General features: G+C 45.6%; 23 protein-coding genes. 1 reads left to right on the plus strand and 22 read right to left on the minus strand.

The window, feature by feature from the left end; translation table 11 throughout:
* Positions 1 to 99 precede the first annotated feature (99 nt).
* The 20 genes from ACQW03_RS01505 to ACQW03_RS01600 form a co-directional block, all read right to left on the minus strand.
* Positions 100 to 480 (minus strand): TIGR02530 family flagellar biosynthesis protein, encoded by a 381-nt coding sequence (locus ACQW03_RS01505; RefSeq protein ID WP_023988192.1) that lies wholly within the window; start codon positions 478 to 480, stop codon positions 100 to 102.
* On the minus strand, positions 477 to 1,010 hold the full coding sequence (locus ACQW03_RS01510) for a flagellar hook capping FlgD N-terminal domain-containing protein (RefSeq protein WP_441947946.1): 534 nt from the start codon (positions 1,008 to 1,010) through the stop codon (positions 477 to 479). Before ACQW03_RS01510 ends, ACQW03_RS01505 begins: the two co-directional genes overlap by 4 nt.
* A gap of 19 nt (positions 1,011 to 1,029) precedes the next feature.
* A complete protein-coding gene (locus ACQW03_RS01515) occupies positions 1,030 to 2,487 on the minus strand; it encodes a flagellar hook-length control protein FliK (protein WP_071640487.1) in 1,458 nt (485 codons plus the stop codon).
* A gap of 26 nt (positions 2,488 to 2,513) precedes the next feature.
* The gene (locus ACQW03_RS01520; protein ID WP_023988189.1) at positions 2,514 to 3,497 is read right to left on the minus strand and encodes a magnesium transporter MgtE N-terminal domain-containing protein; all 984 of its coding nucleotides are present in this window, start codon (positions 3,495 to 3,497) and stop codon (positions 2,514 to 2,516) included.
* A gap of 47 nt (positions 3,498 to 3,544) precedes the next feature.
* Positions 3,545 to 3,988 (minus strand): flagellar export protein FliJ, encoded by a 444-nt coding sequence (gene fliJ / locus ACQW03_RS01525; RefSeq protein ID WP_071640482.1) that lies wholly within the window; start codon positions 3,986 to 3,988, stop codon positions 3,545 to 3,547.
* A gap of 10 nt (positions 3,989 to 3,998) precedes the next feature.
* The gene (gene fliI, locus ACQW03_RS01530; RefSeq protein WP_013309889.1) at positions 3,999 to 5,318 is read right to left on the minus strand and encodes a flagellar protein export ATPase FliI; all 1,320 of its coding nucleotides are present in this window, start codon (positions 5,316 to 5,318) and stop codon (positions 3,999 to 4,001) included.
* Complete coding sequence (locus ACQW03_RS01535; protein ID WP_441947949.1) at positions 5,305 to 6,141, minus strand: FliH/SctL family protein; 837 nt, start codon at positions 6,139 to 6,141, stop codon at positions 5,305 to 5,307. Before ACQW03_RS01535 ends, fliI begins: the two co-directional genes overlap by 14 nt.
* Positions 6,134 to 7,150: a flagellar motor switch protein FliG gene (gene fliG / locus ACQW03_RS01540; protein ID WP_013370674.1), complete on the minus strand. Its 1,017-nt coding sequence runs from the start codon at positions 7,148 to 7,150 to the stop codon at positions 6,134 to 6,136. Before fliG ends, ACQW03_RS01535 begins: the two co-directional genes overlap by 8 nt.
* Positions 7,151 to 7,161: 11 nt before the next feature.
* Positions 7,162 to 8,745, minus strand: coding sequence for a flagellar basal-body MS-ring/collar protein FliF (gene fliF / locus ACQW03_RS01545; protein ID WP_013309886.1), 1,584 nt, complete (start codon positions 8,743 to 8,745; stop codon positions 7,162 to 7,164).
* 35 nt (positions 8,746 to 8,780) lie between these two features.
* Positions 8,781 to 9,095 carry a flagellar hook-basal body complex protein FliE gene (fliE, locus tag ACQW03_RS01550; RefSeq protein ID WP_007430020.1) on the minus strand — a complete coding sequence of 105 codons (315 nt, stop codon included), beginning with the start codon at positions 9,093 to 9,095 and terminating at the stop codon, positions 8,781 to 8,783.
* Positions 9,096 to 9,134: 39 nt separating this feature from the next.
* On the minus strand, positions 9,135 to 9,587 hold the full coding sequence (gene flgC, locus ACQW03_RS01555; RefSeq protein WP_013309884.1) for a flagellar basal body rod protein FlgC: 453 nt from the start codon (positions 9,585 to 9,587) through the stop codon (positions 9,135 to 9,137).
* 6 nt (positions 9,588 to 9,593) lie between these two features.
* Entirely contained in the window at positions 9,594 to 10,001 is a 408-nt protein-coding gene (flgB, locus tag ACQW03_RS01560) for a flagellar basal body rod protein FlgB (RefSeq protein WP_013309883.1), read from the minus strand.
* A gap of 408 nt (positions 10,002 to 10,409) precedes the next feature.
* Positions 10,410 to 11,810 carry an ATP-dependent protease ATPase subunit HslU gene (hslU, locus tag ACQW03_RS01565; protein ID WP_441947953.1) on the minus strand — a complete coding sequence of 467 codons (1,401 nt, stop codon included), beginning with the start codon at positions 11,808 to 11,810 and terminating at the stop codon, positions 10,410 to 10,412.
* A gap of 36 nt (positions 11,811 to 11,846) precedes the next feature.
* The gene (gene hslV, locus ACQW03_RS01570; RefSeq protein ID WP_013309881.1) at positions 11,847 to 12,389 is read right to left on the minus strand and encodes an ATP-dependent protease subunit HslV; all 543 of its coding nucleotides are present in this window, start codon (positions 12,387 to 12,389) and stop codon (positions 11,847 to 11,849) included.
* A 26-nt stretch (positions 12,390 to 12,415) separates the two neighbouring features.
* Positions 12,416 to 13,756: an FADH(2)-oxidizing methylenetetrahydrofolate--tRNA-(uracil(54)-C(5))-methyltransferase TrmFO gene (trmFO, locus tag ACQW03_RS01575; protein WP_023988185.1), complete on the minus strand. Its 1,341-nt coding sequence runs from the start codon at positions 13,754 to 13,756 to the stop codon at positions 12,416 to 12,418.
* Positions 13,757 to 13,783: 27 nt separating this feature from the next.
* Entirely contained in the window at positions 13,784 to 15,886 is a 2,103-nt protein-coding gene (gene topA, locus ACQW03_RS01580) for a type I DNA topoisomerase (protein WP_076292644.1), read from the minus strand.
* Positions 15,887 to 16,172: 286 nt separating this feature from the next.
* The gene (gene dprA, locus ACQW03_RS01585; RefSeq protein WP_220031134.1) at positions 16,173 to 17,291 is read right to left on the minus strand and encodes a DNA-processing protein DprA; all 1,119 of its coding nucleotides are present in this window, start codon (positions 17,289 to 17,291) and stop codon (positions 16,173 to 16,175) included.
* A 227-nt stretch (positions 17,292 to 17,518) separates the two neighbouring features.
* Positions 17,519 to 18,448 carry a succinate--CoA ligase subunit alpha gene (gene sucD, locus ACQW03_RS01590; RefSeq protein ID WP_071640471.1) on the minus strand — a complete coding sequence of 310 codons (930 nt, stop codon included), beginning with the start codon at positions 18,446 to 18,448 and terminating at the stop codon, positions 17,519 to 17,521.
* 49 nt (positions 18,449 to 18,497) lie between these two features.
* The gene (sucC, locus tag ACQW03_RS01595) at positions 18,498 to 19,658 is read right to left on the minus strand and encodes an ADP-forming succinate--CoA ligase subunit beta (RefSeq protein WP_053325253.1); all 1,161 of its coding nucleotides are present in this window, start codon (positions 19,656 to 19,658) and stop codon (positions 18,498 to 18,500) included.
* Between the two features lie 327 nt (positions 19,659 to 19,985).
* Positions 19,986 to 20,456 carry a MarR family winged helix-turn-helix transcriptional regulator gene (locus tag ACQW03_RS01600; protein WP_441947957.1) on the minus strand — a complete coding sequence of 157 codons (471 nt, stop codon included), beginning with the start codon at positions 20,454 to 20,456 and terminating at the stop codon, positions 19,986 to 19,988.
* Between the two features lie 147 nt (positions 20,457 to 20,603).
* Here ACQW03_RS01600 and ACQW03_RS01605 point away from each other — a divergent pair, with 147 nt between their 5' ends.
* A complete protein-coding gene (locus tag ACQW03_RS01605; protein WP_013309874.1) occupies positions 20,604 to 21,032 on the plus strand; it encodes an organic hydroperoxide resistance protein in 429 nt (142 codons plus the stop codon).
* A 375-nt stretch (positions 21,033 to 21,407) separates the two neighbouring features.
* Here the strand turns inward: ACQW03_RS01605 and ACQW03_RS01610 are convergent, their stop codons facing one another.
* Together ACQW03_RS01610 and ACQW03_RS01615 are read right to left on the minus strand one after the other, a co-directional pair.
* The gene (locus ACQW03_RS01610; RefSeq protein ID WP_441947959.1) at positions 21,408 to 23,027 is read right to left on the minus strand and encodes a YifB family Mg chelatase-like AAA ATPase; all 1,620 of its coding nucleotides are present in this window, start codon (positions 23,025 to 23,027) and stop codon (positions 21,408 to 21,410) included.
* 163 nt (positions 23,028 to 23,190) lie between these two features.
* Entirely contained in the window at positions 23,191 to 23,742 is a 552-nt protein-coding gene (locus ACQW03_RS01615; RefSeq protein ID WP_441947961.1) for a nitroreductase family protein, read from the minus strand.
* Between the last annotated feature and the right edge of the window lie 123 nt (positions 23,743 to 23,865).

Consider the following 23,865-nt stretch of genomic DNA (forward strand, 5'->3'; position numbering starts at 1 on the left):
ATAAATCCTCCTCTGATTGGTTGCTTAGTTGACCGCATCAGTCGATCCGCGGCTTTTTCATGGCTTTCCTATTCGGGCCAGCCACTTCGTATACATTTTTCATGAAATAATTACAGCACTATCTATCTGCGTAAATACGTTATCCTCCATGGATTTCTTATCCATCGCGGTAACAACTGTTCGATTAGGTACACTTACAATCAAAGCCATATCCTGCATTAAAATCAATGATTCTTTGGCGCCTTTGGCAGCTGCTTTATCCACAGCAGAGTTGATTTTCGCCATTTGGTCACTTCTCAACTCTATTCCCCGCTGCTCCAGACGCTTGGCTGCATGGTTGCTCAGCTTGAGCACCTGATCCTGCAACACCTGACCGAACGGTCTGGCATCCTTGGATACCGAATTCACTCGGTTTTGTGTGATTGCTGCCGGGGGCACGTTGGCGGGAAAAAGGCGTCCGACCGTTATCCTGTCATTCATGAGTTCTCACCGCTTCCAGTAGAGGAAGAAGATGAAGTATCCAATTTATCTGTAGCGGGAGTCGTTGTGTTAGCTTGGCTCACTGATGTTACATCTTTTAATGCCACCTCAGCCGCTCCCATTTTGGCATACTGCACACCGTCGCGAATAACGATGGAATCTACGATTCCACTTTTTACTGTACCCGCACCTGTTTCACCTGTAATGGAGTCTTTTTTACCTGCCTCAATCCAGCTGACTTCTTTTCCTATCAAACCGGAAGCCGTACCTAAAGACTGTCCCAATGCATTCAACTGCGTAGAAATGTTCATTAGTTGTTCCACCGAGGAAAACTGGGCCATTTGAGCGATAAATTCTTTATCCTCCAAAGGCTGCATCGGATCCTGATTTTGTAGCTGGGTGATCAAAATTTTCAGAAATTGATCTTTACCCATCGTTTTAGTATCCTTGGCACTTGCTGTTTTGACATTGTTCACATTGTAATTCGGCCAGACGTTACTGGTGGATACATTGTTGTCTGTAGTCGCCATTGTGTTCTCACCTCCATCATTACGCTTGTGCTGTAAAGGAGCCTGTCCGATTCATATCATCTGCGCGTTGCTCTGCTGTCCAGTTACGAAGCTCTTCTGTCATTTCAGCTACCTTCAAAGCATCCTCGCTCTCTTCTCTACCTCGAGCTTTGGAACGTTGATTGGATTGCTGCTGCTGATTAGCTCCAGATCCGCGTCCATCCTGATACATATGGGAGGAAAGCGACTCATTGTGCGTTACTTCTACCTTATCCACCTGGATACCTTGGCTCTGGAGACTCGAACGCAGCTGCGACATTTGCTGTTCCAGCAAATCCTTCGCTCCGCTATGCTCAGTCATGAACTGGGCAACCAGATGACCATTTTGCATTGTCAGCTTAACCTCCAGCTGGCCCAGATGATCTGGACGAAGCATAATAGTCGCTTCCGTCAAACCAGTGTGTTTTACAATGTCAAGTTTCTGCACTACAAATTCGGTCATCTCCTTGGCAAATTGCCGTACATGTACGACTGGTTGAGCCGGAGCCGAAGGTGTTGTTCCTTGCGTTTGTACCGAAAGCTGTCCCGCAGTCGTGATCACTGGAGTCTGATTGTCAGTTGCTGTCGGATCCGCTTGCTCAGTTGCATCTACAAATGCACTCGCTTCATCCGCTCCAGTCGTCTTAACTGTAGACTGAACGAGAATATTAGTTGATGAACGTTGCCCTTCTGAACCTTGCTGATTAGTTTCGCCCTGACTTGCTTGCTGCTGAGAAACAACAACCTGTTTGTCTGTAGTAGCTGTAGCTACGGTCTGAGTACCATTTGCTCGATTTGCAGAAGGCTGAACCGCTTGTGAATCCCCACCATCAGCAAGTTCCACAGCTTTCATTACACCATTCCACTGCTCATCGGAAATAGCTCCCGTACCTGCCGTTGCGCTTTGGAGTGATTGTAGCAACTGTGCCACCTGGGACTTTTGGTCTCCAGAAGCCTGCTCTGCTACATTGGCTAGTTGTGACAAAGCGTCCTGCAATGCAAATCGAAGAGTAGCCGGGTTGGCTGCCAAGGCTGTTAAGCCTGTCGCCTCTGTCGTTTCTCCACCGTTTAACTGTTGATTTGTTCCGTCGCCTTGCAAAAACTGTTGTACTTGCTGAATCCACGCTTGCAGAGAAGCAAGCAGAGCAGGATCGGCAGCTACCTGATCATCCAGCTTTTCGAGATTTTGCAGCAAAGGAGCCAGTGTTTCGACCAGCGGCTCGGTTGGAGCTTCCGTGGATTCTCCGGTTGCAATCAACGGAAGTACCATAACTAATGGAGAACCGTTCGCATCTGTGCCTGCTGAGCCCGTTTGCCCGCCTGTCATCATTTGCGTAAGTGTTTGATTAAAAGCACCCGTGGTTGCTCCGGAAGCCGTGGCTGTACTCGTTGTTGAGGCTGTTGTACTGCTAGCTGTCTGACTGGAGCTGAGCGATACACTTTGAGAAATAAGGGTCATTTATTTTTCACCTCCCTTCATTTAAATTACTTACTGCCCATCAGTTTATTCAAAATTTTTGCGGTCTGAGCCGCATCCTTGGCAGACATATTTTGTAGTAATGAACCACGTGTGGAATCATCTACTGTATTTAATATGTTTAATGCCTTGTCTGGACTGATTTTGTAAGTTTGTAAAATAAGTTCGGCACCGCTCTTCTTGTCCATGGAAGCAAATGTGCTACTGATTTGAGTGCTTTGCAAACTCTTACTCGTCGTGCCAGCTGTGGTACCTTGATCCTTTTTCAGACGAGACTGCAACGCAGCAACGGACAAATCCGTAGATGGCGTTACGTTTTTCAGAGCCATAGTAATATCGGCTGCTTTTTTAGCGTCCATCTTTTGCAAAATCTTTGCACTGTTGGCAGGGTCCATGTAGCTTAGCAGCTGCACAGTCTCTTCCGTAGTCAGATTCTCCATAATCGGTGCCGCTTTACTAGCTGTCATTCCTTCATACATGCTAGCAAGATCTCTGGCCTGTTTTACATAAGGATCTTCATTTGTTGTTCCACCTGTAGTTTGCGTACCAGCCTGTCCCTGCTGACTGGCCTGTGGCTGCTGTTCCTGTTGCGTTTGGAGCGTATTGACCTGATTCTGCAGTTCAGTAACCTTTTTATCTTGTGTCGTCTTAGCAGCGGTAGCCTTTTTAAGCTCCTCCGTCTGCTTGGCTAAATCTGCCTTTAACTGCTGAATGGTTGCTTCAGAACTTTCAGACTGTGCCTTCTGATCTGCCTCTTTCGTCTGAGTAGCCTTATCTTTCGGTTCAGGTACCCAATTTTTAACAACTGGTATTTTGTTCCCTAATGAAATCATTTCGCTTCTGAAGTCCATATTGAACAATGTAAGCAGGACCCCGACCAGAACGATTGTGAACACAATCGGAATCAGGAAAAACATAAACCGTTCAAATCCCCCGCCTGATTCTTTACCTAAATCCATATCCAGTTCATTTTCTGCTAACTTCTGTGCCATCGTCTTCCTCCTCAGGCAGCTGATATGCGTATCCTATGACTTTCCGCTTACCGGGCTTTCATGGCAAATCGCACGGAAGCCATTTCATCCAGCTCGTTCTGCTCGCGCAGGAGCATTTCCTGTTGGAATTTCACGTTGGCCTTCTCTCTCGCTTTCAGCCAAACCTGTTCATCCAGCATTTTATCGGTCAAAACGGTTTGTTTGTTTTGCACATTTTGCTGCGCATATTGAACATCCCTATGCTTGCGTGTAATACATTGGTCCAGATGATTAACATAAGCCTGTAATTCCTGAATGGTAGAGAGTGGCGCGCAATCCTCGGCAGCCTTTTGAATGGCTGATATGACCCGATTCCTTTCGCCTACAAGCTGTGTTAACGTCTGCTCCTCAGCCTGCAATTGTCCGACAGCACTGGAAAGCAACCATTCGGCCTGTGACTTTTCGTTGGTTTTCAAGTCTACAACTTTCTGAAAGGAATACTGAAATCTCATCGTTCAACCTTCATCTCCTCGTAAATTCAGAAATCAAACGCTCCCTTACCTCGTCCAGCTCAGCCTTTTCATCTGTTCTTTGTCTTGTAAAATCCCATATATCCCGTATACGCTCCATGGATTCGTCAATTTCTGCATTTGAACCCTGCTGGTAGGCCCCGATATTAATCAGGTCCTCCGAATCTTTGTAAACGGCCATCAAGCGCTTAATATTCTCGGCAGCGTCTATCTGATCTCGTGGTGCGATATCCTTCATAACCCGGCTAATACTCGCTAACACATCAATTGCGGGAAAATGTCCCTTGTTCGCAATCCCACGATTCAAGACAATGTGTCCATCCAAAATCCCACGCACCGCATCCGCGATGGGCTCGTTCATATCATCACCATCGACCAGTACCGTATAAAAAGCGGTTATGGAGCCAGTAGGACCTGTCCCTGCACGTTCTAGAAGCTTAGGTAGACTAGCAAACACGGAAGGTGTGTACCCTCTCATTGCTGGTGGCTCCCCTACGGCTAGTCCCACTTCACGTTGGGCCATCGCATACCGGGTAACTGAATCCATCATCAGCATGACATTCAACCCGCGATCCCGAAAATATTCCGCGATCGTCGTTGCAATAAGTGCACCCTTAATACGGATTAACGCAGGCTGGTCGGAAGTTGCCACAATGACCACGGAACGTTCTAGTCCCTCCGGACCTAAATCCCGTTCAATAAAGTCCAGCACCTCGCGTCCACGTTCCCCGATCAAGGCAATTACATTCACATCGGCTTCCGTATTACGAGCAATCATTCCCATCAAGGTACTTTTACCTACACCCGAACCTGCAAAAATACCAACCCGTTGTCCTTTACCGATAGTAAGCAACCCGTCGATAGCGCGCACCCCGATACTGATTGGTTCCTGCACACGCGGACGATTCAGCGGATTAGACGGAATATTGAAGGTTGAATATCTCGCCATTCGCGAGGGAATCAATGAACCATCCAGAGGCTGACCCAAGCCGTCCAGCACTTTGCCTAACAGCTCCGACCCGACCTGCACATTCAACGGCTTCCCTGTTCCTACTACATCACAACCAGGACCAATGGATTGCAGTTCTCCAAGTGGCATCAGAAGCACTTTATTGTCCCTGAAGCCTACAACCTCCGCTTGCAACGGCTTTGCCGTTTTACCCGGATAAATGTAACAAACATCCCCGATACTGGCGTCTGGGCCTTCCGATTCAACCATCAGGCCGATAACCTGCGTAACCTTGCCATTTACCCGAACCGGGTCCAGCTGGCGCAAATGATCCATGTAGCGCTGCGCATTAAGCCCCTTCATGTCTTCGCTCCTCATTCTCATGTGCCAGACGCAGTAATTCCTTTTTGATCTCAGCTAATTGCGTATCAATCCGCGCATCCACACTTCCAAAGGAAGAACGGATAACACAACCTCGATCTTTCACGGTACCATCAGGTATAATTTGCAGTTCTGCCTGCGAATCGACAGTTAATGACAATTCTTCTCGTGCACCTTGCACAAATGCGAAATGCTGAGGCGACACACACAATGTAATGGTTCCTTTTTCCCGCTTACGAGCCAAATTTTTACGAATTAATTCAATCGTGTATTCAGGCTCAAGGCTAAGCTGTTTCTCAATGACCTTCTCAGCAATAGCACTACTCAGTTCAACCAGGAAAGGCTCAGCTTCTTGAATCAGTTGTTCCTTGATCTCATAAGCCTGACGCAGAATATCCTGTGCTTCTTCCATCATCTGCTCTGATTTCGTCTGGAGCTCGGCCTCAGCCAGCTTCTGACCTTCTTCATATCCTTGCTGAAACCCATCAGCTTTTAACGACTGAGTTAACTGCTCGTCATGCTCGCGTCGTTCCTGCCACCAAGCTTCAATCTGCTGCTGTGCCTCCTGAAGCATCCGTTCCGCTTCTTCAGCTGCCTCGCGAACCTGACGTTCGGCAAAATCCTTAGCATCATTCAGCATTTCATCCCGCAGCCGTTCAGCCTCGTGATCTCGTTGAGGCTCCGGCTCCGTATATTCAGTTGTGATTTCTTCGCCCGTCGATTCTGGCGCATACGTATGTGCCACATCAATTGTTTTCAAAGCCTCTACAGGAACATATTGGAAAGATTTAATCAAGTTAGACAATGATGTCATCTCCTCCGCCGCGTGCGATTATAATCTCACCGGCCTCTTCCAATCTGCGGATTGTCGATACGATACGTGTCTGTGCTTCTTCCACATCACGCAACCGCACCGGTCCCATGTACTCCATTTCCTCTTTGAAGGTTTCTGCCATACGCTTCGACATATTTCGGAAAATCACATCGCGTACTTCTTCACTGGACACTTTAAGCGCCAATTGCAAATCTGCATTGTCGATATCGCGGATAATGCGCTGAATGGAACGGTTGTCCACATTGACGATATCCTCGAACACGAACATTCTTTTCTTGATTTCCTCAGCCAGTTCTGGATCTTGAATTTCAAGCGAGTCGAGAATCGTACGTTCAGTTCCGCGGTCTACGCCATTCAAAATCTGAACAATGGACTCGATACCACCCGCATTTGTATAATCCTGCGTCGCGGTTGCAGACAGCTTTTGCTCTAACACTCGTTCCACCTGGGAAATAACTTCCGGAGATGTACTGTCCATGACAGCGACACGCCGGGCCACATCTGCCTGTTTTTCTTGAGGCAGAGACGACAGAATTGCAGCCGCTTGCTCGAATTGCAAGTACGAAAGCACGAGAGCAATCGTTTGCGGATTCTCATTCTGTATAAAATTCAATATCTGGTTTGGATCAGCCTTGCGAGCAAAATCGAAGGGTCTTACCTGTAACGTCGCTGTTAGACGGTTAATGACCTCAACTGCTTTTTGCGATCCGAGTGCTTTTTCCAATATTTCTTTAGCGTAATTAATACCGCCTTGGGAAATGTACTCCTGAGCCAAACAAATTTGATGAAACTCGGCCATGATGGAGTCCTTCTCAATGGCATCGACCTTCCGCACATTGGCAATTTCCAATGTAAGTTGCTCGATCTCCTCATCACGCAAATGCTTGAATATTTGAGCAGATACCTCTGGTCCCATTGTGATCAGAAGTATAGCCGCTTTCTGTCTTCCCGTTAAACCTTGACTGCTTGCCTTTGCCAATGAACTCACCTCTATTCGTCAGCCAGCCATGTACGAAGCAGATTGACGAATTCGTCGGGTTTCTTTTTCGCCAGACTTTCAAGCTGTTTACGCACTTGACTTTCATTTGTCACACTTTCCATGGTAATAGACGGGAACTCCGTCGGCGTTGGCATGAGTTGCAATTCTTCATCCAACTCTTCTTCCTGCTTACGACGACCGCGTACGATGAGGAAGATTACACCCGCCAGCAGTGCCAGAACAGCAGCTCCGATGCCCCATAGCCAAGGGTTGGAAGCTGAGAAGAATGTATTCGTGCTCGCAGGCGCTGGAACAGCTTGTGAGAACACTGAAACCTTCTTAGCCAAGTCAGCGTCTGTAATAGTAGTACCGGAATTCGCCAATGATGCTCTTACAATATTAACCAAAATATTTTGAATTGCTGTCTGAGTTGCAGTATCCAACGTTTGCTGACCTGTTGGTGGTTCAACTGCTACATTAATGGTTAAATCTTTTACAGTGTACGGACTTTGGATAATATCCCTTGCAATTCGGTTAACTTCGTAGTTAATCGTACTTGAGCTCTTATCTGAGCTGGTATTGCCGGAATTAGCTCCTCCGGGGTAGCCTGGAACATCCTGTGTTCCTGTTCCTGCAACTCCTCCGGTTTGTCCACTACTGCCCGTATAGCTTTCCTGAATTTGTTGGGCACTAATTTCAATACCCTTCATTTTCGTTTGATCAACAGGTGTGACCATTTGTTCCTTCGATGTTACTTTGTCGAAATTTAGCTGGGACATTACCAGCACATTTACCTTGTCGTCTCCAACAATTTTCGACAAAAATTGTTGGACATTATTCCTTACATCGCTCTCAAACTTCTTCTGTAGAGCCATGTTTTCCTGAACACCACTAGTGAGTCCACCTTGGCCGCCCTTGGCCGTTGGAATCAACTCATATTCCTTATTGGTGATCGTAATGTTTTCCACTGGTAGATTCGGTACGGCCGTTTTTACCAGATTAAAGTATCCGTCGATCGCTTGCTGATTTGGAGTAAAGCCAGGCTCGAATTCCATTTGAATCGAAGCGGAGGCTTTGTCCTTTTCTTCAAGTCCGGCAAAAATGTTTTCCTTTGGCATATTAATGACAGCTTTGGAGCTTTGGACACCATCCATCCGTTCCAACAGTTGCTGTATTTCGCCGTTCAATGCATTATTGTACTTCACATTGAACTCGTTCTCCGTCATACCAATGGCAGAGGAGGACTGGTCAAAAGCACTCATGCCAATTGAACCCTTCTGAATCAGGCCTTGAGACCCAACATCTACCTTCGCCTTATCCGCATTAGCGGTTGGGACTGAGATTTGTGTCCCACCAGCATTAAGTTGATACGGTATTCCCGCAGAATCTAGATATTTAATGACTCCGGCAGCATCGTTAGCATTTAAATCTCGGAAAGCCACTTCATACTCGGTTTTGGTAAACTGCATCGTTAGCACTACAACGGCGATAATGATGAATGCTAATGTCGAAACAAGTAATATCTTCTGTTTTTTGCTGAAATTATTCCAATACCCGGAAATCTTATCCCGATATTGGGCGATTCTCTCGTTCACTCCGTCACCCCATCCGAAACTTTGCTAAACCCTCTTTACATCTGTGTACGCATGATCTCCTGATAGGCTTCGATCGCTTTGTTTCGGACCTGTGTAGTAAGCTGCAGGGAAAGCAGCGCTTGTTGGGAAGTGATCATGACCTGATCTACATCAACTTTGCCTGCCATGAATTGGTCGGACATCTGGTGCGTAGCGGCTTCCTGCTGCCCTACTTCATTGAGAGCATCCTTTAGGAAGGAACCAAAATCCTTCAAGGATTCGGAAGGCGTCGCTTTCGTCAACTCATTGTTAGGCGATTGAATCTGCTGTATTACCGGTGTCTGTACATTAAACATGGCGTTCTGAATCATGTTTTACTCTCCCTATTAAGTAGTTAGTAGTCCTAGAACTTAGCGACCGATTTCAAGCGCTTTGGAAACCATAGCCTTTGATGCATTCAGAGCTGTTACATTGGCTTCGTATGAGCGTGTTGCGGAAATCATGTCGACCATTTCTTTCATAATGTCTACATTAGGCATATATACATAGCCATCTTTATCAGCGTCCGGGTGACCCGGATTGTACACAGGCTTCAAAGGTGACTGATCTTCCTGAATTTGCGAAACCTTAACGCCAGCAGCGCTTGTGCTACTTCCTTCCATTTGAGCCTTTAAAACATCGGCAAAGCCAGATTGGTTCGGCTCCAAAACAACCGTTTTTCTCCGATATGGAACTGCTTGTCCATTCTCTACTTTCGCCCGAGTTGTCTCTGCGTTGGCAATGTTGCTGGATATAACGTCCATCCGCAACCGTTGGGCCGTAAGAGCAGATGCACTAATATCAAAGCCGTTGTTAATCTTCACCTAGTCCTATCTCCCTTCTACCGCTGTTCTCATCATTTTGATGCGCTCATTAATTTCTTGGATGTAGGTATTATATCTTAGTTGATTTTCAGCCATAAGACTCATTTCTCTGTCGATATCTACGTTGTTCATATTGTTATTCATGACTGAGTACCCATCTTTGGTGACCGTGGCATCTGGAATGGAGTTCACAGGTCCTATTTGAAAATGTCTTGAATTGGTTACTTTTCCACGTAGTGGTGTGACATCACCGTCCATTTGCTGCTGAAGCAGTTCTTCAAATGAAACCTCCGAACGCTTAAAATACGGGGTATCCGCATTGGATATATTGTCGGCCATCACACGTTGTCTCGTATTTGCCGCCTGTACACCTGCCTGAAGCTTTTGAAAGCTCATATCACCCAGCAGATTCATTTAGCTCCTCCCTCCCAGCGTCTACTCCAAAGTAAGATTCAATAAAACAAGATTTTTCACTTTTTTTCGACAATAAAATTTCATAATTATACATTTCTTTTAGGTCTTAAGTAGAAAATAATAACTTTCTGTCATATATTCTAAGTTTCGTAGAGTTGGGACCTAATTACAATAAGAAAAAAGCCCTATCTTTTTTAAAAAAGAGGGCTTTAGATGCATAAAATGTTAAATTTTTCAGGTTTTTTTCAAGAAAATGAATGTTTTCTTAGCACTTTACACCTGTAAAAGATTATACGTCCTACTTTTGGAATAGACAGAAAAATCATCAATTTGACCAGTATCTAGGTCTAAACGACGGTGCAAGATAGTGTTATTCTGGACCACACACCCTATTTTTAGAAACCCTATTCATAAAATATACTGACTAAGGTCCCTGTTTTGGGCAATATCTCCCAGCTTCTCACGTACATATTCCGGGGTAATGATCATACGATCCAATGTAAGCTCTGGTGCTTCAAACGACAGATCCTCCAGCAGCTTTTCTAGAATGGTATGCAAACGACGTGCGCCAATATTTTCGGTGTTGCGATTTACAGACTCAGCAATGCTGGCAATCTCACGGATCGCTTCCGCAGAAAATTCGACTTCAATCTCCTCAGTACGGAGTAGATCAGTGTATTGCTTGGTTAGCGCATTCTTAGGCTCCGTCAATATCGACACAAACTCATCCAAAGTCAGGCTGCTTAATTCCACACGGATTGGGAAACGGCCCTGAAGCTCAGGGATCAGGTCAGATGGTTTTGCAACATGAAAAGCTCCTGCAGCAATAAACAGAATGTAATCTGTTCTTACCGGACCGTATTTGGTCATGATGGTAGATCCCTCGACTATAGGTAAAATATCGCGTTGGACGCCTTCTCTCGACACATCGGGGCCACTACCCTTACCCTGACTGGCAATCTTATCTATTTCATCAATAAAAATAATACCGGATTGCTCAGCACGCTTCACAGACTCCTGAATCACATCATCCATATCGATCAATTTGGCGGCTTCATCTTGAATCAACACCTTGCGAGCTTCCTTGACTGGTAGCTTGCGTTTCTTCGTCCGCTTGGGCAGAAAACTTCCGAACATCTCCTGCATATTCATACCCATTTGTTCATTCCCTTGCCCAGCAAACATATCGAGCATATTGGGTGCAGTATCCTCCACATCAATTTCTATGACATCATCCTCAAGCTTACCGGATAACAGATCGAATTTAACCTTACGACGCTTTTCCGCCAAAGATCCATCCTGTTGTGGTGTTTCTTCTTCTACCGAAGTCCCCGTGTTATTGCCAAACAGCATTTCAAAGGGATTACGTTGCGATTTGTTTGACTTTTCTGAAGGTACAAGGATGCTGACAATCCGTTCATTTGCCATGTCCTCCGCCTTGTCCTTCACATTCTCTGTTCGTTCCGACTTAACGATGCGAATGGAGGTTTCCATCAGATCACGCACCATGGATTCCACATCACGACCCACGTAACCCACTTCTGTAAATTTGGTCGCCTCTACCTTTACAAAAGGAGCTCCCACGAGCCGTGCAAGTCTACGTGCAATTTCAGTTTTACCCACACCAGTCGGCCCGATCATCAAAATATTTTTAGGCACAATTTCATCCCGGATATCATCCGGCAGCTTACTACGCCGATAGCGGTTGCGCAAGGCAACAGCAACAGATTTTTTAGCTTGCTTTTGTCCGACAATATACTTATCCAGCTCGGATACCACTTGTCTGGGCGTCAACGATTGATTATTCATTTTGCACTCCTCCACCCTTGAATACTCAGAGCCGATTTACAGTTCTTCCACGATAATCTGATTGTTCGTATACACACATATTTCCGAAGCAACCTCTAGCGCTTCCCGTGCCATGTCCTTTGCTTCCATGCCAGAGCCATGGCGTTTGAAAGCACGGGCAGCCGCCAATGCAAAATTACCACCTGAGCCAATCGCAAGCACATCATCATCCGGCTCAATAATTTCGCCGCCTCCAGAAATGAGCAGCATTCCGGATGAGTCCATCACAATCATGAGTGCTTCCAGCTTACGCAGAATACGATCCTGACGCCAGTCCTTGGCCAGTTCCACGGCTGCTCTTTGAAGATTTCCGTGGTGTTCCTCTAGCTTATTTTCGAACTTTTCAAATAACGTGATAGCATCTGCCACCGAACCCGCAAATCCCGCAACGACCTGACCACGATACAATCTGCGCACTTTTTTTGCCGTCTGCTTCATTACAACACTGTTGCCGAACGTTACCTGTCCATCACCCGCAATAGCTCCTTTGCCATTGTGGCGTACAGCGCAGATGGTGGTAGCATGAAAGGACATATCCATAACGCGCTCCTCCTTTTCCTTCATCCTTATGCCTGTACTTCAGCTGACATAACTCCCGTTTCATTGATATAACCGTGCAAACTTTCCAGCGCGCGATTAGCGAGAGCTTCATTTTTTTCTTTTTTGTTACGTATCCGTTTCTCCAGCTTTGGAAGCAAACCAAAGTTTGCATTCATCGGTTGAAAATGCTTAAAATCAGCGGTCGTAATATACCGCGCCATGCTGCCTAATGTCGTTTCTGCAGGAAATACAAACATTTCCTGTCCACGTGCTGCACGTGCCGCATTCATCCCGGCCAGCAGACCAGAAGCCGCCGACTCCACATATCCCTCTACACCGGTCATTTGTCCGGCGAAGAATAGATTGCTTCTTCCCTTGAACTGATAGGTTGGATGAAGTTGCTGCGGAGAATTAATAAAGGTATTGCGATGCATCACACCGTAACGTACAAACTCCGCCTCTTCAAGACCCGGAATCATTGAAAATACACGCTTTTGCTCCCCCCATTTGAGGTGAGTCTGAAAACCAACCAGATTATACAGCGTTCCTGCAGCGTTGTCCTGCCGAAGCTGAACAACTGCGTGGGGCAGTTCACCTGTATGTGGATTTACGAGACCCACAGGTTTCATCGGTCCGAACAATGCCGTTTGTTTCCCACGTTGCATCATCACTTCAATGGGCATACAGCCTTCGAAATAAATTTCTTTTTCGAATTCCTTGACTTGCGCCACCTCAGCCGTAATCAGAGCCTCATAAAAAGCATCAAATTCCGCTTCGTTCATCGGACAATTCAAGTACGCTGCTTCTCCCTTATCATAACGGGAAGCCAGATAAACCTTGCTCATGTCGATAGAGTCCTTTTCTACAATCGGGGCTGCCGCATCGTAAAAATAAAAATACTCCTCTCCCATCAGCGATTTAATCTGTTCCGACAAAGCTGGGGAAGTTAAAGGCCCCGTCGCAATGACCACAATACCGTCCTGTGGGATTTCCTGAAGCTCTTCATTTACAACCTCGATCAAAGGATGTTGATGAAGCGTATCAGTAATATGACCGGAAAATCCGTCACGATCCACTGCCAATGCACCGCCAGCCGGAACTGCATGACGATCTGCTGCACTCAAAATCAAGGAGTTCAGTATTCTCATCTCTTCCTTCAGTACGCCTACTGCATTCGTTAGGCCGTTTGCCCGCAAGGAATTACTGCATACCAGTTCGGCAAATTTATCTGTATGATGTGCTGGTGTTTTTACAACCGGCCTCATTTCATATAACTTAACTGGCACTCCACGGCTTGCAATTTGCCAGGCAGCTTCGCTGCCCGCCAAACCTGCTCCGATGACCGTTACCTTTTGTAGTTCACTCACGTTTAAATCCCCCTGCTATTGTTGTTCTTAAGAAGTCTCTACGCTCTCATCGCTCTCTTCCAGCATTTCGCTGTGATCGCAGACAGTACAGTTGAGCTTCGTTCCTTGCTTTGTACGTTTTTCGACCATTAGGCTACTGCAACTTGGGCAAGGCTTAATGGACGGTTTATCCCAGGAAACAAAATCACATTCTGGGTAGCGATCACATCCATAGAAGACACGTCCTTTTTTACTCCGTCGTTCGACGACATGGCCCTCACCGCATGTAGGACAATTAATCCCGATATCCTTAACAATTGGCTTTGTGTTACGGCAATCTGGAAAAGCAGAACAGGCCAGGAATTTACCAAATCGGCCAAGCTTATACACCATTTGGCTGCCACACTTATCACAAATGACATCGGATACTTCATCTTTTATTTCAATTTCTTTCATTTCTTCTTCAGCCACTTCAAGTCGCTTCTCGAATGACTCGTAAAAGTCACTCAACACCTTGACCCAATTACCTTCGCCTTCTTCGACGTGGTCAAGATCACCTTCCATATTAGCTGTAAACTCCACATTCAGAATCTCTGGAAAGAACTCCTCCATCTGTTCGATGACCAATTCGCCCAGTTCTGTAGGGAAAAACTTCTTCTCTTCAATAGCAACGTACCCACGTTTCTGAATGGTTTCCAGCGTTGGTGCATACGTACTTGGACGTCCTATACCCAGTTCTTCCAGCGTCTTCACCAGTCGCGCTTCCGTATAACGGGGAGGCGGTTGTGTAAAATGCTGCTTCGGCTCAACCGCTTCTTTTTTTAACTTATCGCCTGGTTGGAGTGGTGGCAGCAGTTTATCTTCTTCGGTTTTACCGTCGTCATTTCCCTCTACATACACTTTCATGAAACCTGGAAAACGAACCTTAGAGCCTGCTGCCCGGAATATCGTCTCACCCGCTTCAATATCTACGGACAAAGTATCCATAATAGCAGAAGCCATCTGGCTGGCCATAAAACGTTCCCATACCAATTTGTACAAACGGAACTGATCCCGACTCATAAACGGCTTGACTGTTTCCGGATCGCGTAACGCAGAGGTTGGGCGAATCGCTTCATGCGCATCCTGGGCGTTGGCCGCTTTTTTTGAATATTGACGAGGAGTTTCAGGTACAAAAGCTTCGCCATATTTTTGAATAATTAATTCTTTCGCTTCCTCTTGAGCTGAAGCGGCGATCCGTGTGGAATCCGTACGCATATACGTAATCAAACCCACGGTCCCTTCTTTACCTAAATCCACACCCTCATATAGCTGCTGAGCTACAGACATCGTTTTAGATGCACGGAAGTTGAGCTTCCGAGCCGCCTCCTGCTGCAAGGAACTTGTTGTGAATGGAGGAGAAGGATTGCGTAAACGCTCTTTCTCTTTAACATCGCGTACCTTGTAAGGCGATTTTCCGATAGCTTCCAACACTTCTTGTACATCCGCTTCACTAGAGAGCTCCTTCTTTTCACCGCGTAGCTTATGAAATTTCGCTTCAAAGGTACTGTCTTTAATAGCTAGTTTAGCTGTAATCGTCCAGTATTCTTCCGGTACAAACTCACTGATCTCGTTTTCCCGGTCCAAAATAATTTTCACCGCAACCGACTGCACGCGCCCAGCGGATAGGCCCTTTTTCACCTTTTTCCAGAGCAACGGGCTGATTTTGTAGCCAACAAGTCGATCCAATATCCGTCGTGCCTGCTGAGCATTGACCAAATCCATATTGATTTTACGAGGTGTTTTAAAAGCATCTTTGACAGCCTGCTTCGTAATTTCATTAAATACAACACGGCAATCTGCTGTATCGTCCAGTTCCAGCGCATGCGCCAGATGCCAGGCAATAGCTTCACCTTCGCGATCCGGGTCAGCCGCCAGATATACTTTTTTTACTTTTTTTCGGGCATCCTTTAATTCTTTTAAAATTGAGCCTTTACCTCGAATGGTAATGTATTTGGGATTAAAATCATTTTCGACCTCTACGCCGATCTGACTCTTCGGTAAATCCCTGATATGACCCATGGAAGCCTTGACGATATATTTGCTGCCTAAGTATTTGCCGATCGTCTTCGCCTTGGAAGGCGATTCCACGATGACGAGTGAATCCGCCATAGGCTCTTCCTCCTCTCAATTACACACATGAATATGATAGACTTCCTGAAATGTGGTGAGTTATGACGCGATAGAGAGCTTCACAGATTGTTTATTCTTCCGGATCGTTGAGATTCTTCAGAAATATTCCATCTGCTCCGCTGCTGCGAGTCATAATGTCAACACATTTCAGGAAGTGGGGAAGGAGTAGGAATCCGCGACGCGAATGAATGCCATACTGCCCTCCACCTGATGTTTAAAATTGAATTTGTGCATTTACTAACTAAGGACTTTGCAAAAACAACTACTAAATAAGCTTGTATTTTGTGCCCGCTAGCTGGGCGATCCTTTTTTTTATGATTAACGATAACAGAACTGCGTGTAAAAGTCCAAAATCCCATGCCGTAGCATCAAGCAGTTCATCCAGTGTCATGGTTCCCTGTTCGAGCAACAGTATGACACGGTTTTCCTCAGAAGTCTCACTTTCTGGTACTTTGGAGACCTCCATCAGATTAGGACTCCGCTCTCTATTGTATGAAGAAACCTCCCTTGTACGCAAATCTGCTTCATACTCCTCAATAATATCCGCAGCTTCAGTGACCGTTTTTGCCCCTTGCTTAATCAAGCTCAGCGTACCTCTACTCTTCGGTGACGTAATGGGTCCGGGAACAGCATACACATCTCGATTTGCCTCCAGTGCAGCATCAGCTGTAATCAAGGAGCCGCTTCTTGCATCTGCTTCGACAACGAGCGTCCCCTTCGTTAGACCGGCTATAATCCGATTACGTTGTGGGAACATTCCTGGATGCGACCTCGTGCCTGGAGGATACTCTGATAAGATCAAGCCATTGCTAGCCATTTCTGCAAATAAAGACGCATTTTGGGGAGGATAAATTTGATCAATCGCTGTTCCCAGTACACCAATCGTGTTTCCTCCCCGGCGCAGGGCTGTTTCGTGACAAATACTGTCAATCCCTCTCGCCAATCCGCTAACGATTGTAATCCCTGCATTACATAATCCCTCCGTTAGTATCTCCGCTGCTCTACGTCCATAAGCGGTGGGAACTCGTGTTCCTACCATGGCTATAGAACATGTATGCAAAAGTGATTTATCCCCTTTTGTATACATTACCCAAGGTGGGTCAACTGTTTCCTTCATTAATAGGGGATAATCCTCGTCCACATAAGTTACCGTTCCAATCTCACCGGATTGAACTCGCTGATATCGTTCATGCACCCATTCTTCATCATAACACTGAGCCGCAATGCGTGCCTGAGCAGGGCTTAACCCTATCTCGATCCACTTCTGTTCGCTAAAATGCAATAGCTCATGCAATTGATAGTCACTCGACCAAATACGCTGAATTGTTTTTCTTCCGATTCCCTCTAACTCATGTAAGCCTAACAAAAGCCATCTTTCTTCCAAACTATGGTTCCCCCATTCACGGAAGAGTGAACCCTCCCTTATTTTGTGGCACAATGAATCATTTTGCAAGCGTTTCCCTAACAAGCCTGTCTTAACGCAAAAAAAGCAACCTTTTCATCCCCTGTTTCAGAAGATAAAAAGGTTGCTTACCTTTCTTTCATTATACACTAGCCTGCGGCAAATTTCGATGCAGTTTTATGGCCTGTATATTAATGAAGGAACACGATTTAATGTGTCGTACACAAATTCAAAATACCACGTGCTTCCAGCACACTTACCAGTGTCGAGCCCATTTCGGAAGGAGTCGGCGCCACCTTAATCCCGCAGGCTTCAAGCGTGGCAATTTTCTCTTTGGCCGTTCCTTTTCCGCCAGAAATAATGGCACCTGCATGCCCCATCCGTTTGCCCGGAGGCGCAGTCACACCGCCAATAAAACCAACTACTGGCTTCGTCATATTGTCTCTGATCCACTCGGCAGCCTCTTCCTCGGCTGTACCACCAATTTCTCCGATCATAATGACAGCATGAGTGTTGGGGTCCTCATTGAAACGTTGCAAAATGTCAATGAATTCTGAACCTTTAACGGGGTCACCGCCAATACCAACTGCGGAAGATTGTCCTATACCTCGGGTCGTTAACTGATGCACTGCTTCATAGGTCAAAGTACCGCTACGTGACACAACGCCTACATGACCTGGTAGATGAATGTAACCTGGCATAATACCGATTTTACATTCTCCTGGTGTAATAACACCTGGACAGTTAGGGCCAATCAAAACGGTCTTTTTACCTTCCATAAAACGTTTGACCCTGATCATATCAAGCACCGGAATGCCCTCCGTGATACAAATCACGAGATCTAAATCCGCATCTACAGCCTCCAAAATGGAATCTGCTGCAAAAGCCGGTGGCACGTAAATCACGCTCGCTGTTGCGCCAGTAGCTTCCTTGGCTTCGCTCACTGTATTAAACACTGGCAATTTGACCTGTTGTCCGTTCTCCAGTGTAATTTCTACCTCGGTGCCCCCCTTGCCTGGAGAGGTGCCACCTACCATCTGTGTACCGTAATCAAGTGCACCCTTGGCATGAAACAACGCCGTTTTTCCCGTAATCCCCTGTGTAATCACCTTTGTATGCTTATCGACCAAAATACTCACGATCTTCACATCCCCTATCGTTTATTCGGCATATCGGAATGCAAACAGGCTATTGAACAAGTTCGACGATTTTTTGGGCACCATCCGCCATAGAATCGGCTGCCACGATATTCAAACCGGATTCTGCTAAAATCTGTTTGCCGAGTTCAACATTCGTCCCTTCAAGACGGACAACAAGTGGACGAGTCAGCCCCAACTGTTTGGCAGCCTCCACGACGCCGTTCGCAATGATGTCACACTGCATAATTCCGCCGAAAATGTTCACGAAAATTCCTTCTACCTTCGGATCGGACAAAATGATTTTGAACGCTTCGGTTACCTTTTCCGTCGTCGCACCGCCCCCTACGTCCAGGAAGTTGGCCGGATCGCCACCGTAATATTTAATAATATCCATGGTTGCCATCGCTAAACCTGCACCATTGACCATACAGCCAATATTTCCGTCCAGAGCGATATAGCTTAGATCGTATTTAGATGCCTCAATTTCCTTCTCATCCTCTTCATCCAAATCACGCAATTCCAAAATATCCTTATGACGGAACAAAGCATTAGAATCAAAATTCAGTTTGGCATCCAACGCCAGTACATTCCCATCACCCGTAACGACTAAGGGATTGATTTCTGCAATCGAACAATCCTTGTCCACAAAAGCTTCGTATAGCGCCAGCATAAACTTGACCGCTTTGTTTACCAGTTCATTGGGAATATTAATGTCATACGCCAACTTACGGGCCTGATACACCTGAAGTCCAATCGCTGGATCAACAACCGCTTTAAAAATCTTCTCCGGAGTGGCTGCAGCCACCTCTTCGATTTCTGTACCGCCTTCTTCTGAGGCCATCATTACGATACGTCCAGTCGCACGATCTACGACAACGCCGACGTAATATTCTTTACGAATATCGCAGCCTTCCTCAACCAAAAGGCGTTTGACCTCTTTACCTTCAGGTCCGGTCTGATGCGTCACCAGCACCTTACCCAAAATTTCAGAAGCAAATGTGCGCACCTCATCCAAACCTTTGGCAACTTTCACGCCACCCGCTTTACCGCGTCCACCAGCATGAATTTGTGCTTTTACCACCGTAACAGCGCTTCCAAGCGATTCTGCCGCAGCAACGGCTTCCTCCACCGTATAGGCAACCTTACCGTTCGGTACAGCCACTCCGTACTGCTTTAATACTTCTTTACCCTGATATTCATGGATATTCATTCTGGAATCCTCCTATCAACATGACTGCAACAAGGGCGGTTCACAAGGAAATCTATACTAAACCTACATCATTGTAACATGTTTTTAAAACGCTTTCCTTATAATTTAACCTCATGAATTACAGTATTTTGATATCATTATCATTCCCAAAATCGAATACTTGGATATTATTGGATATTACCATTAATACAAATTCACACAAAAAAAGCACCTCTGCAAATGGGATTACCCAATCCGCAATGAGAGGCACTTTATTCCTTCAAGCATTATTACTTTCAGCTGAGAACAACTCATGCTATAAGATTCGCAAGAACAACTGAAAATACCTTATGATTTTTCAATTTGTACATTCGCTTGATGAACACGGTCAAGCAGATCATTGAACTGGAGCAGAAGCGACCCAAATTGATCATGAGTCATACTTGTTTTTTCCTGGATGCAACCTGGTACAGATAGAGCTTTTTCCCGCAATGCACTTCCCTCTGTCGTCAAAGAAATCAGCACCTTACGCTCATCCTGAGTGGAACGCTTTCGATCGATCATCCCGGCGTTCTGCAATCTCTTCAATAGCGGAGTTAGTGTGCCGGAGTCCAAATATAGTGCCTCACCCAATTCCTTCACTGTACACTCTTCACGCTCCCAGAGCACGATAAGTACCAAATATTGCGAGTAAGTCACACCGAGCTTTTCCAGATAAGGTTGGTATAGCTTCGTAATCTCTCTGGAGCATGCATATATGGCAAAGCATAACTGATTATCAAGTTTCAACGCTGTACCTTCATTATGATTGTTTTCCATGCTGTCTGATCACCTACTTTCGTCATTATTTTAGCACATTATATAATAAAATACATGCTAATTGCACAAAATACTTTACAAACAATAATTATTTTGATAAATTAAATTGTGTAAAATATAAATTGAGCGAGAGGCAGTGATTGGATTATGATGACCATTCAACAAAAAATGTATGAAACAACAGTAAAAGCGGTTGGTGGACGTAACGGTTATATCGAGTCTTCCTCCCCTGAACTTCGTTTAGATATTGATACCCCAAAAGAAATGGGTGGCGCAGGCGGTGCAGGTACGAATCCAGAGCAATTGTTCGCAGCAGGCTATTCCGCTTGCTTTGATAGTGCCTTAAATATGGTTGCTCGCATGCAACGTGTTAAGCATGAAGGTACTGAAGTAACAGCTACGGTCCATTTCGGCAAAGTGGAAGACGGCGGCTTCGGAATCGGAGTAAACCTCGATGTATTGGTAAAAGGCGTCGATCATGAAACTGCAGTAAAACTGGTGGAAGGCGCACATGAACAATGTCCATACTCCCGCGCTACCCGCGGTAATATTGAAGTGAAACTGAACGTCTTGTAACTCAGATTTTCTTTAGCATATGTAGGGGGACATCTCCATCTCTCTTCATGAATTTAATAGTACTCGTTAGAATGAATTTCACAACAAGCCCCTCAACCGTTTTTGTCGAGGGGTTTATTATCCTTTCAGCTATCCCTTCGTTAAAGACTGTTTGTTTTTTTCCATCAAGTAACATGGGAGATGTTGCATAATCGTATATACGAAATTGATATACTCATAGTATAATCACTATTGTCATAATCTTATTTTTCTTCTCCAGATCTTTATTGTCTGGAGCTTTTTTTGTCCTTTTTTCCATTTTCTATTGTACATACCCTTTGGAAGAACTCTTTCATAAAAATGTTCGTGTTATAACTACTAAGTTTTATCGCCTTTTTAATTTTCGGGAAAACTGGCATTTGCTCTATCCATATGGCGGTATTGAATAGCTTCAGCCACATGTGAAGTCAAAATTTTCTCTGAGTCATGTAAGTCTGCAATGGTACGCGAAAGCTTGAGAATTCGATCATACGCACGCATGCTTAAACCGAGTGCGTCCATTGTCTGATCAAGCAACTCCGCTGCATTTTTTTCTAATACGGCATATTTACGAAGCATCTGACCGGACAGCTCACTATTCCATGAAAAGGGAAGCTTGCTGTATCTGTGGATTTGTATCGCTTGAGCAGCCAGCACCTGCCTTCGCATTTCAGCGGATGACAATGATTCTTTTTCCTCCCGCCAATCCTTCGGCTGCGATACTTCAAGCTGAAGATCAATCCGATCCAGCAGTGGACCGGAAATACGTGAACGGTAGCGGGCTACTGCTGCAGGTGAGCAGGTACAGCGCTGATGTTCCGTATCATTTCCGAAAAAGCCACAGTGACACGGATTTAAAGAGGCAGCAAGTAAAAAATGCGCCGGATACTTAAAAACAGCACGTGAACGACTGATCGTAACATTGTGGTCTTCCAATGGTTGGCGCAGCACTTCTAGTACATGCCGGCTAAACTCAGGCAACTCATCCAGAAATAAAATCCCCCGGTGTGCAAGACTGATTTCTCCTGGTTTGGGTATACCTCCCCCACCCACCAAACCAGCAGCAGAGATCGTATGATGAGGCGAACGGAAGGGACGAATATTCATCAGATGAGGCGATGACTCCTTCCACTTCCCGGCAGCGCTGTATACTTTGGTGACTTCAAGCGCCTCCTTTTCAGTCAAAGGCGGAAGGATAGATGGCAACCTGCGGATGAGCATTGTTTTCCCAGCCCCCGGCGGTCCCATAAGCAAGATATTATGCATCCCGGCTGCAGCGATGACTAACGCACGCTTGGCGTGCAGCTGACCCAGCACATCGCTGTAATCCTCCATGTTGCTAGTTATCTCTTCTTTCTCACACAACGGTATATGCTCTGCTTGAGGTAAATGGTCATAGGAACAGATTATGACTTGTTTACTGGCAGTACAACTCTGATTTGTCGCTTGCCTATCAACACTCCCTTGTGCACGATCTTCAATCGGGATAAGATCTGCTAGATGACGTATAGCGTAAATACGTATACCCGTAATCAGACGAGCCTCGCTTGCGTTTTCCTGGGGAAGCAGCACGGAATTGAATCCTTCTCGCTTGGCCAGATCAACCATAGACAGCACCCCATTTACAGGGCGAATACTGCCATCCAGCGCCAGCTCGCCAATAAAAAGTGTCCGTTCTCCCACGGGTAAAACGACCTGTTCACTGGTTGTCAGCAACCCTAAAGCGATAGCAAGGTCAAAAGATGATCCTTCCTTACGCAAATCAGCAGGAGCTAAATTAATCGTGACACGCTGGGACGGATATTTAAAGCCACAGTTTTTAATTGCTGCTCTAACACGCTCCACTGCCTCTCGAATCGCCGAATCCGGCAATCCTATAATCGCTGTCTGAGGCAAGCCATTGGATAAATCAGTCTCAACTTCAATCAGAACGCCATCTATTCCATACAGACAAGCTCCGTGTAATTTTCCATACATATCAAAAAGCACCTCTCCTCATATTGGAATGCTCCCTTTCGGGAATCATTGCATATATGAAAAAAGGTGCTTCCAAATTTTCATTCTTTGCAAATGCAATGTTCGAAATTTTAGCTCCGAACCATGCTTTCAAAATTCTTGACTAAGTTTATCTGACGACAGATTATTTGTCAAACAAGGTCAGCTTATCAGTTGCCGGAGTACGTGGTCTTGATTCCGGGATAACGTCAGGATAGCCTGCATATATCATTCCTATTACCTTCTCACCCGGTTGAATTCCCAAGTGCTCACGGAACTTAGGCGAATACAAGAATGGCTTTGTCACCCAAAACGTTCCGATTCCTTTGCTCCATGCGGCAAGCATAAAGTTTTGTACAAGCGCGCTGACCGCTGCAAAATCCTCATCCCAAACCGCTTGACGCGGGTCTTCTTCCAATACTACTAAAAGCTGGATCGGGTTGTGCAAAATGCCGCTCTCAAACTTGTTGTCCTTACCGATATCGGCTGCAATTGCTTTTGCAAGCTTTTTCCGTCCTTCACCAGCAAACAACAGAAAACGCCACGGTTCACGCATTTTATGATTAGGAGCCCACACAGCGACGTCCAGCAATTCTTTGATCGTATCTACCGGAATGGAGTCGGATTTAAATCGTTTAATCGTCCGGCGTTCCTGAATTACATCTATGACATGTTCACTAAAGGTATGCTTTGTCACGTAAATCCTCCTTCACAGGTACAACTTCTCGATATTCATTTTCAGATGAAAATGATAACTATTCTCAATAAAATATACCTGTAGCTTTCCTTCCTGTCAACCTGTACATATGAATTCAGTCCC

Source organism: Paenibacillus sp. DRB1-1 (assembly GCF_052119485.1).
GTDB lineage: Bacteria > Bacillota > Bacilli > Paenibacillales > Paenibacillaceae > Paenibacillus > Paenibacillus polymyxa_B.

Bases quoted from the DNA above. Each gene is read 5' to 3' on its own strand.
- ACQW03_RS01505 (WP_023988192.1), bottom strand. From the start codon at position 480: ATGAATGACAGGATAACGGTCGGACGCCTTTTTCCCGCCAACGTGCCC.
- ACQW03_RS01510 (WP_441947946.1), bottom strand. From the start codon at position 1,010: ATGGCGACTACAGACAACAATGTATCCACCAGTAACGTCTGGCCGAAT.
- ACQW03_RS01515 (WP_071640487.1), bottom strand. From the start codon at position 2,487: ATGACCCTTATTTCTCAAAGTGTATCGCTCAGCTCCAGTCAGACAGCT.
- ACQW03_RS01520 (WP_023988189.1), bottom strand. From the start codon at position 3,497: ATGGCACAGAAGTTAGCAGAAAATGAACTGGATATGGATTTAGGTAAA.
- fliJ (WP_071640482.1), bottom strand. From the start codon at position 3,988: ATGAGATTTCAGTATTCCTTTCAGAAAGTTGTAGACTTGAAAACCAAC.
- fliI (WP_013309889.1), bottom strand. From the start codon at position 5,318: ATGAAGGGGCTTAATGCGCAGCGCTACATGGATCATTTGCGCCAGCTG.
- fliE (WP_007430020.1), bottom strand. From the start codon at position 9,095: ATGATTCAGAACGCCATGTTTAATGTACAGACACCGGTAATACAGCAG.
- flgB (WP_013309883.1), bottom strand. From the start codon at position 10,001: ATGAATCTGCTGGGTGATATGAGCTTTCAAAAGCTTCAGGCAGGTGTA.
- hslU (WP_441947953.1), bottom strand. From the start codon at position 11,810: ATGAATAATCAATCGTTGACGCCCAGACAAGTGGTATCCGAGCTGGAT.
- hslV (WP_013309881.1), bottom strand. From the start codon at position 12,389: ATGGATATGTCCTTTCATGCTACCACCATCTGCGCTGTACGCCACAAT.
- topA (WP_076292644.1), bottom strand. From the start codon at position 15,886: ATGGCGGATTCACTCGTCATCGTGGAATCGCCTTCCAAGGCGAAGACG.
- sucC (WP_053325253.1), bottom strand. From the start codon at position 19,658: ATGAATATCCATGAATATCAGGGTAAAGAAGTATTAAAGCAGTACGGA.
- ACQW03_RS01600 (WP_441947957.1), bottom strand. From the start codon at position 20,456: ATGGAAAACAATCATAATGAAGGTACAGCGTTGAAACTTGATAATCAG.
- ACQW03_RS01605 (WP_013309874.1), top strand. From the start codon at position 20,604: ATGATGACCATTCAACAAAAAATGTATGAAACAACAGTAAAAGCGGTT.
- ACQW03_RS01610 (WP_441947959.1), bottom strand. From the start codon at position 23,027: ATGTATGGAAAATTACACGGAGCTTGTCTGTATGGAATAGATGGCGTT.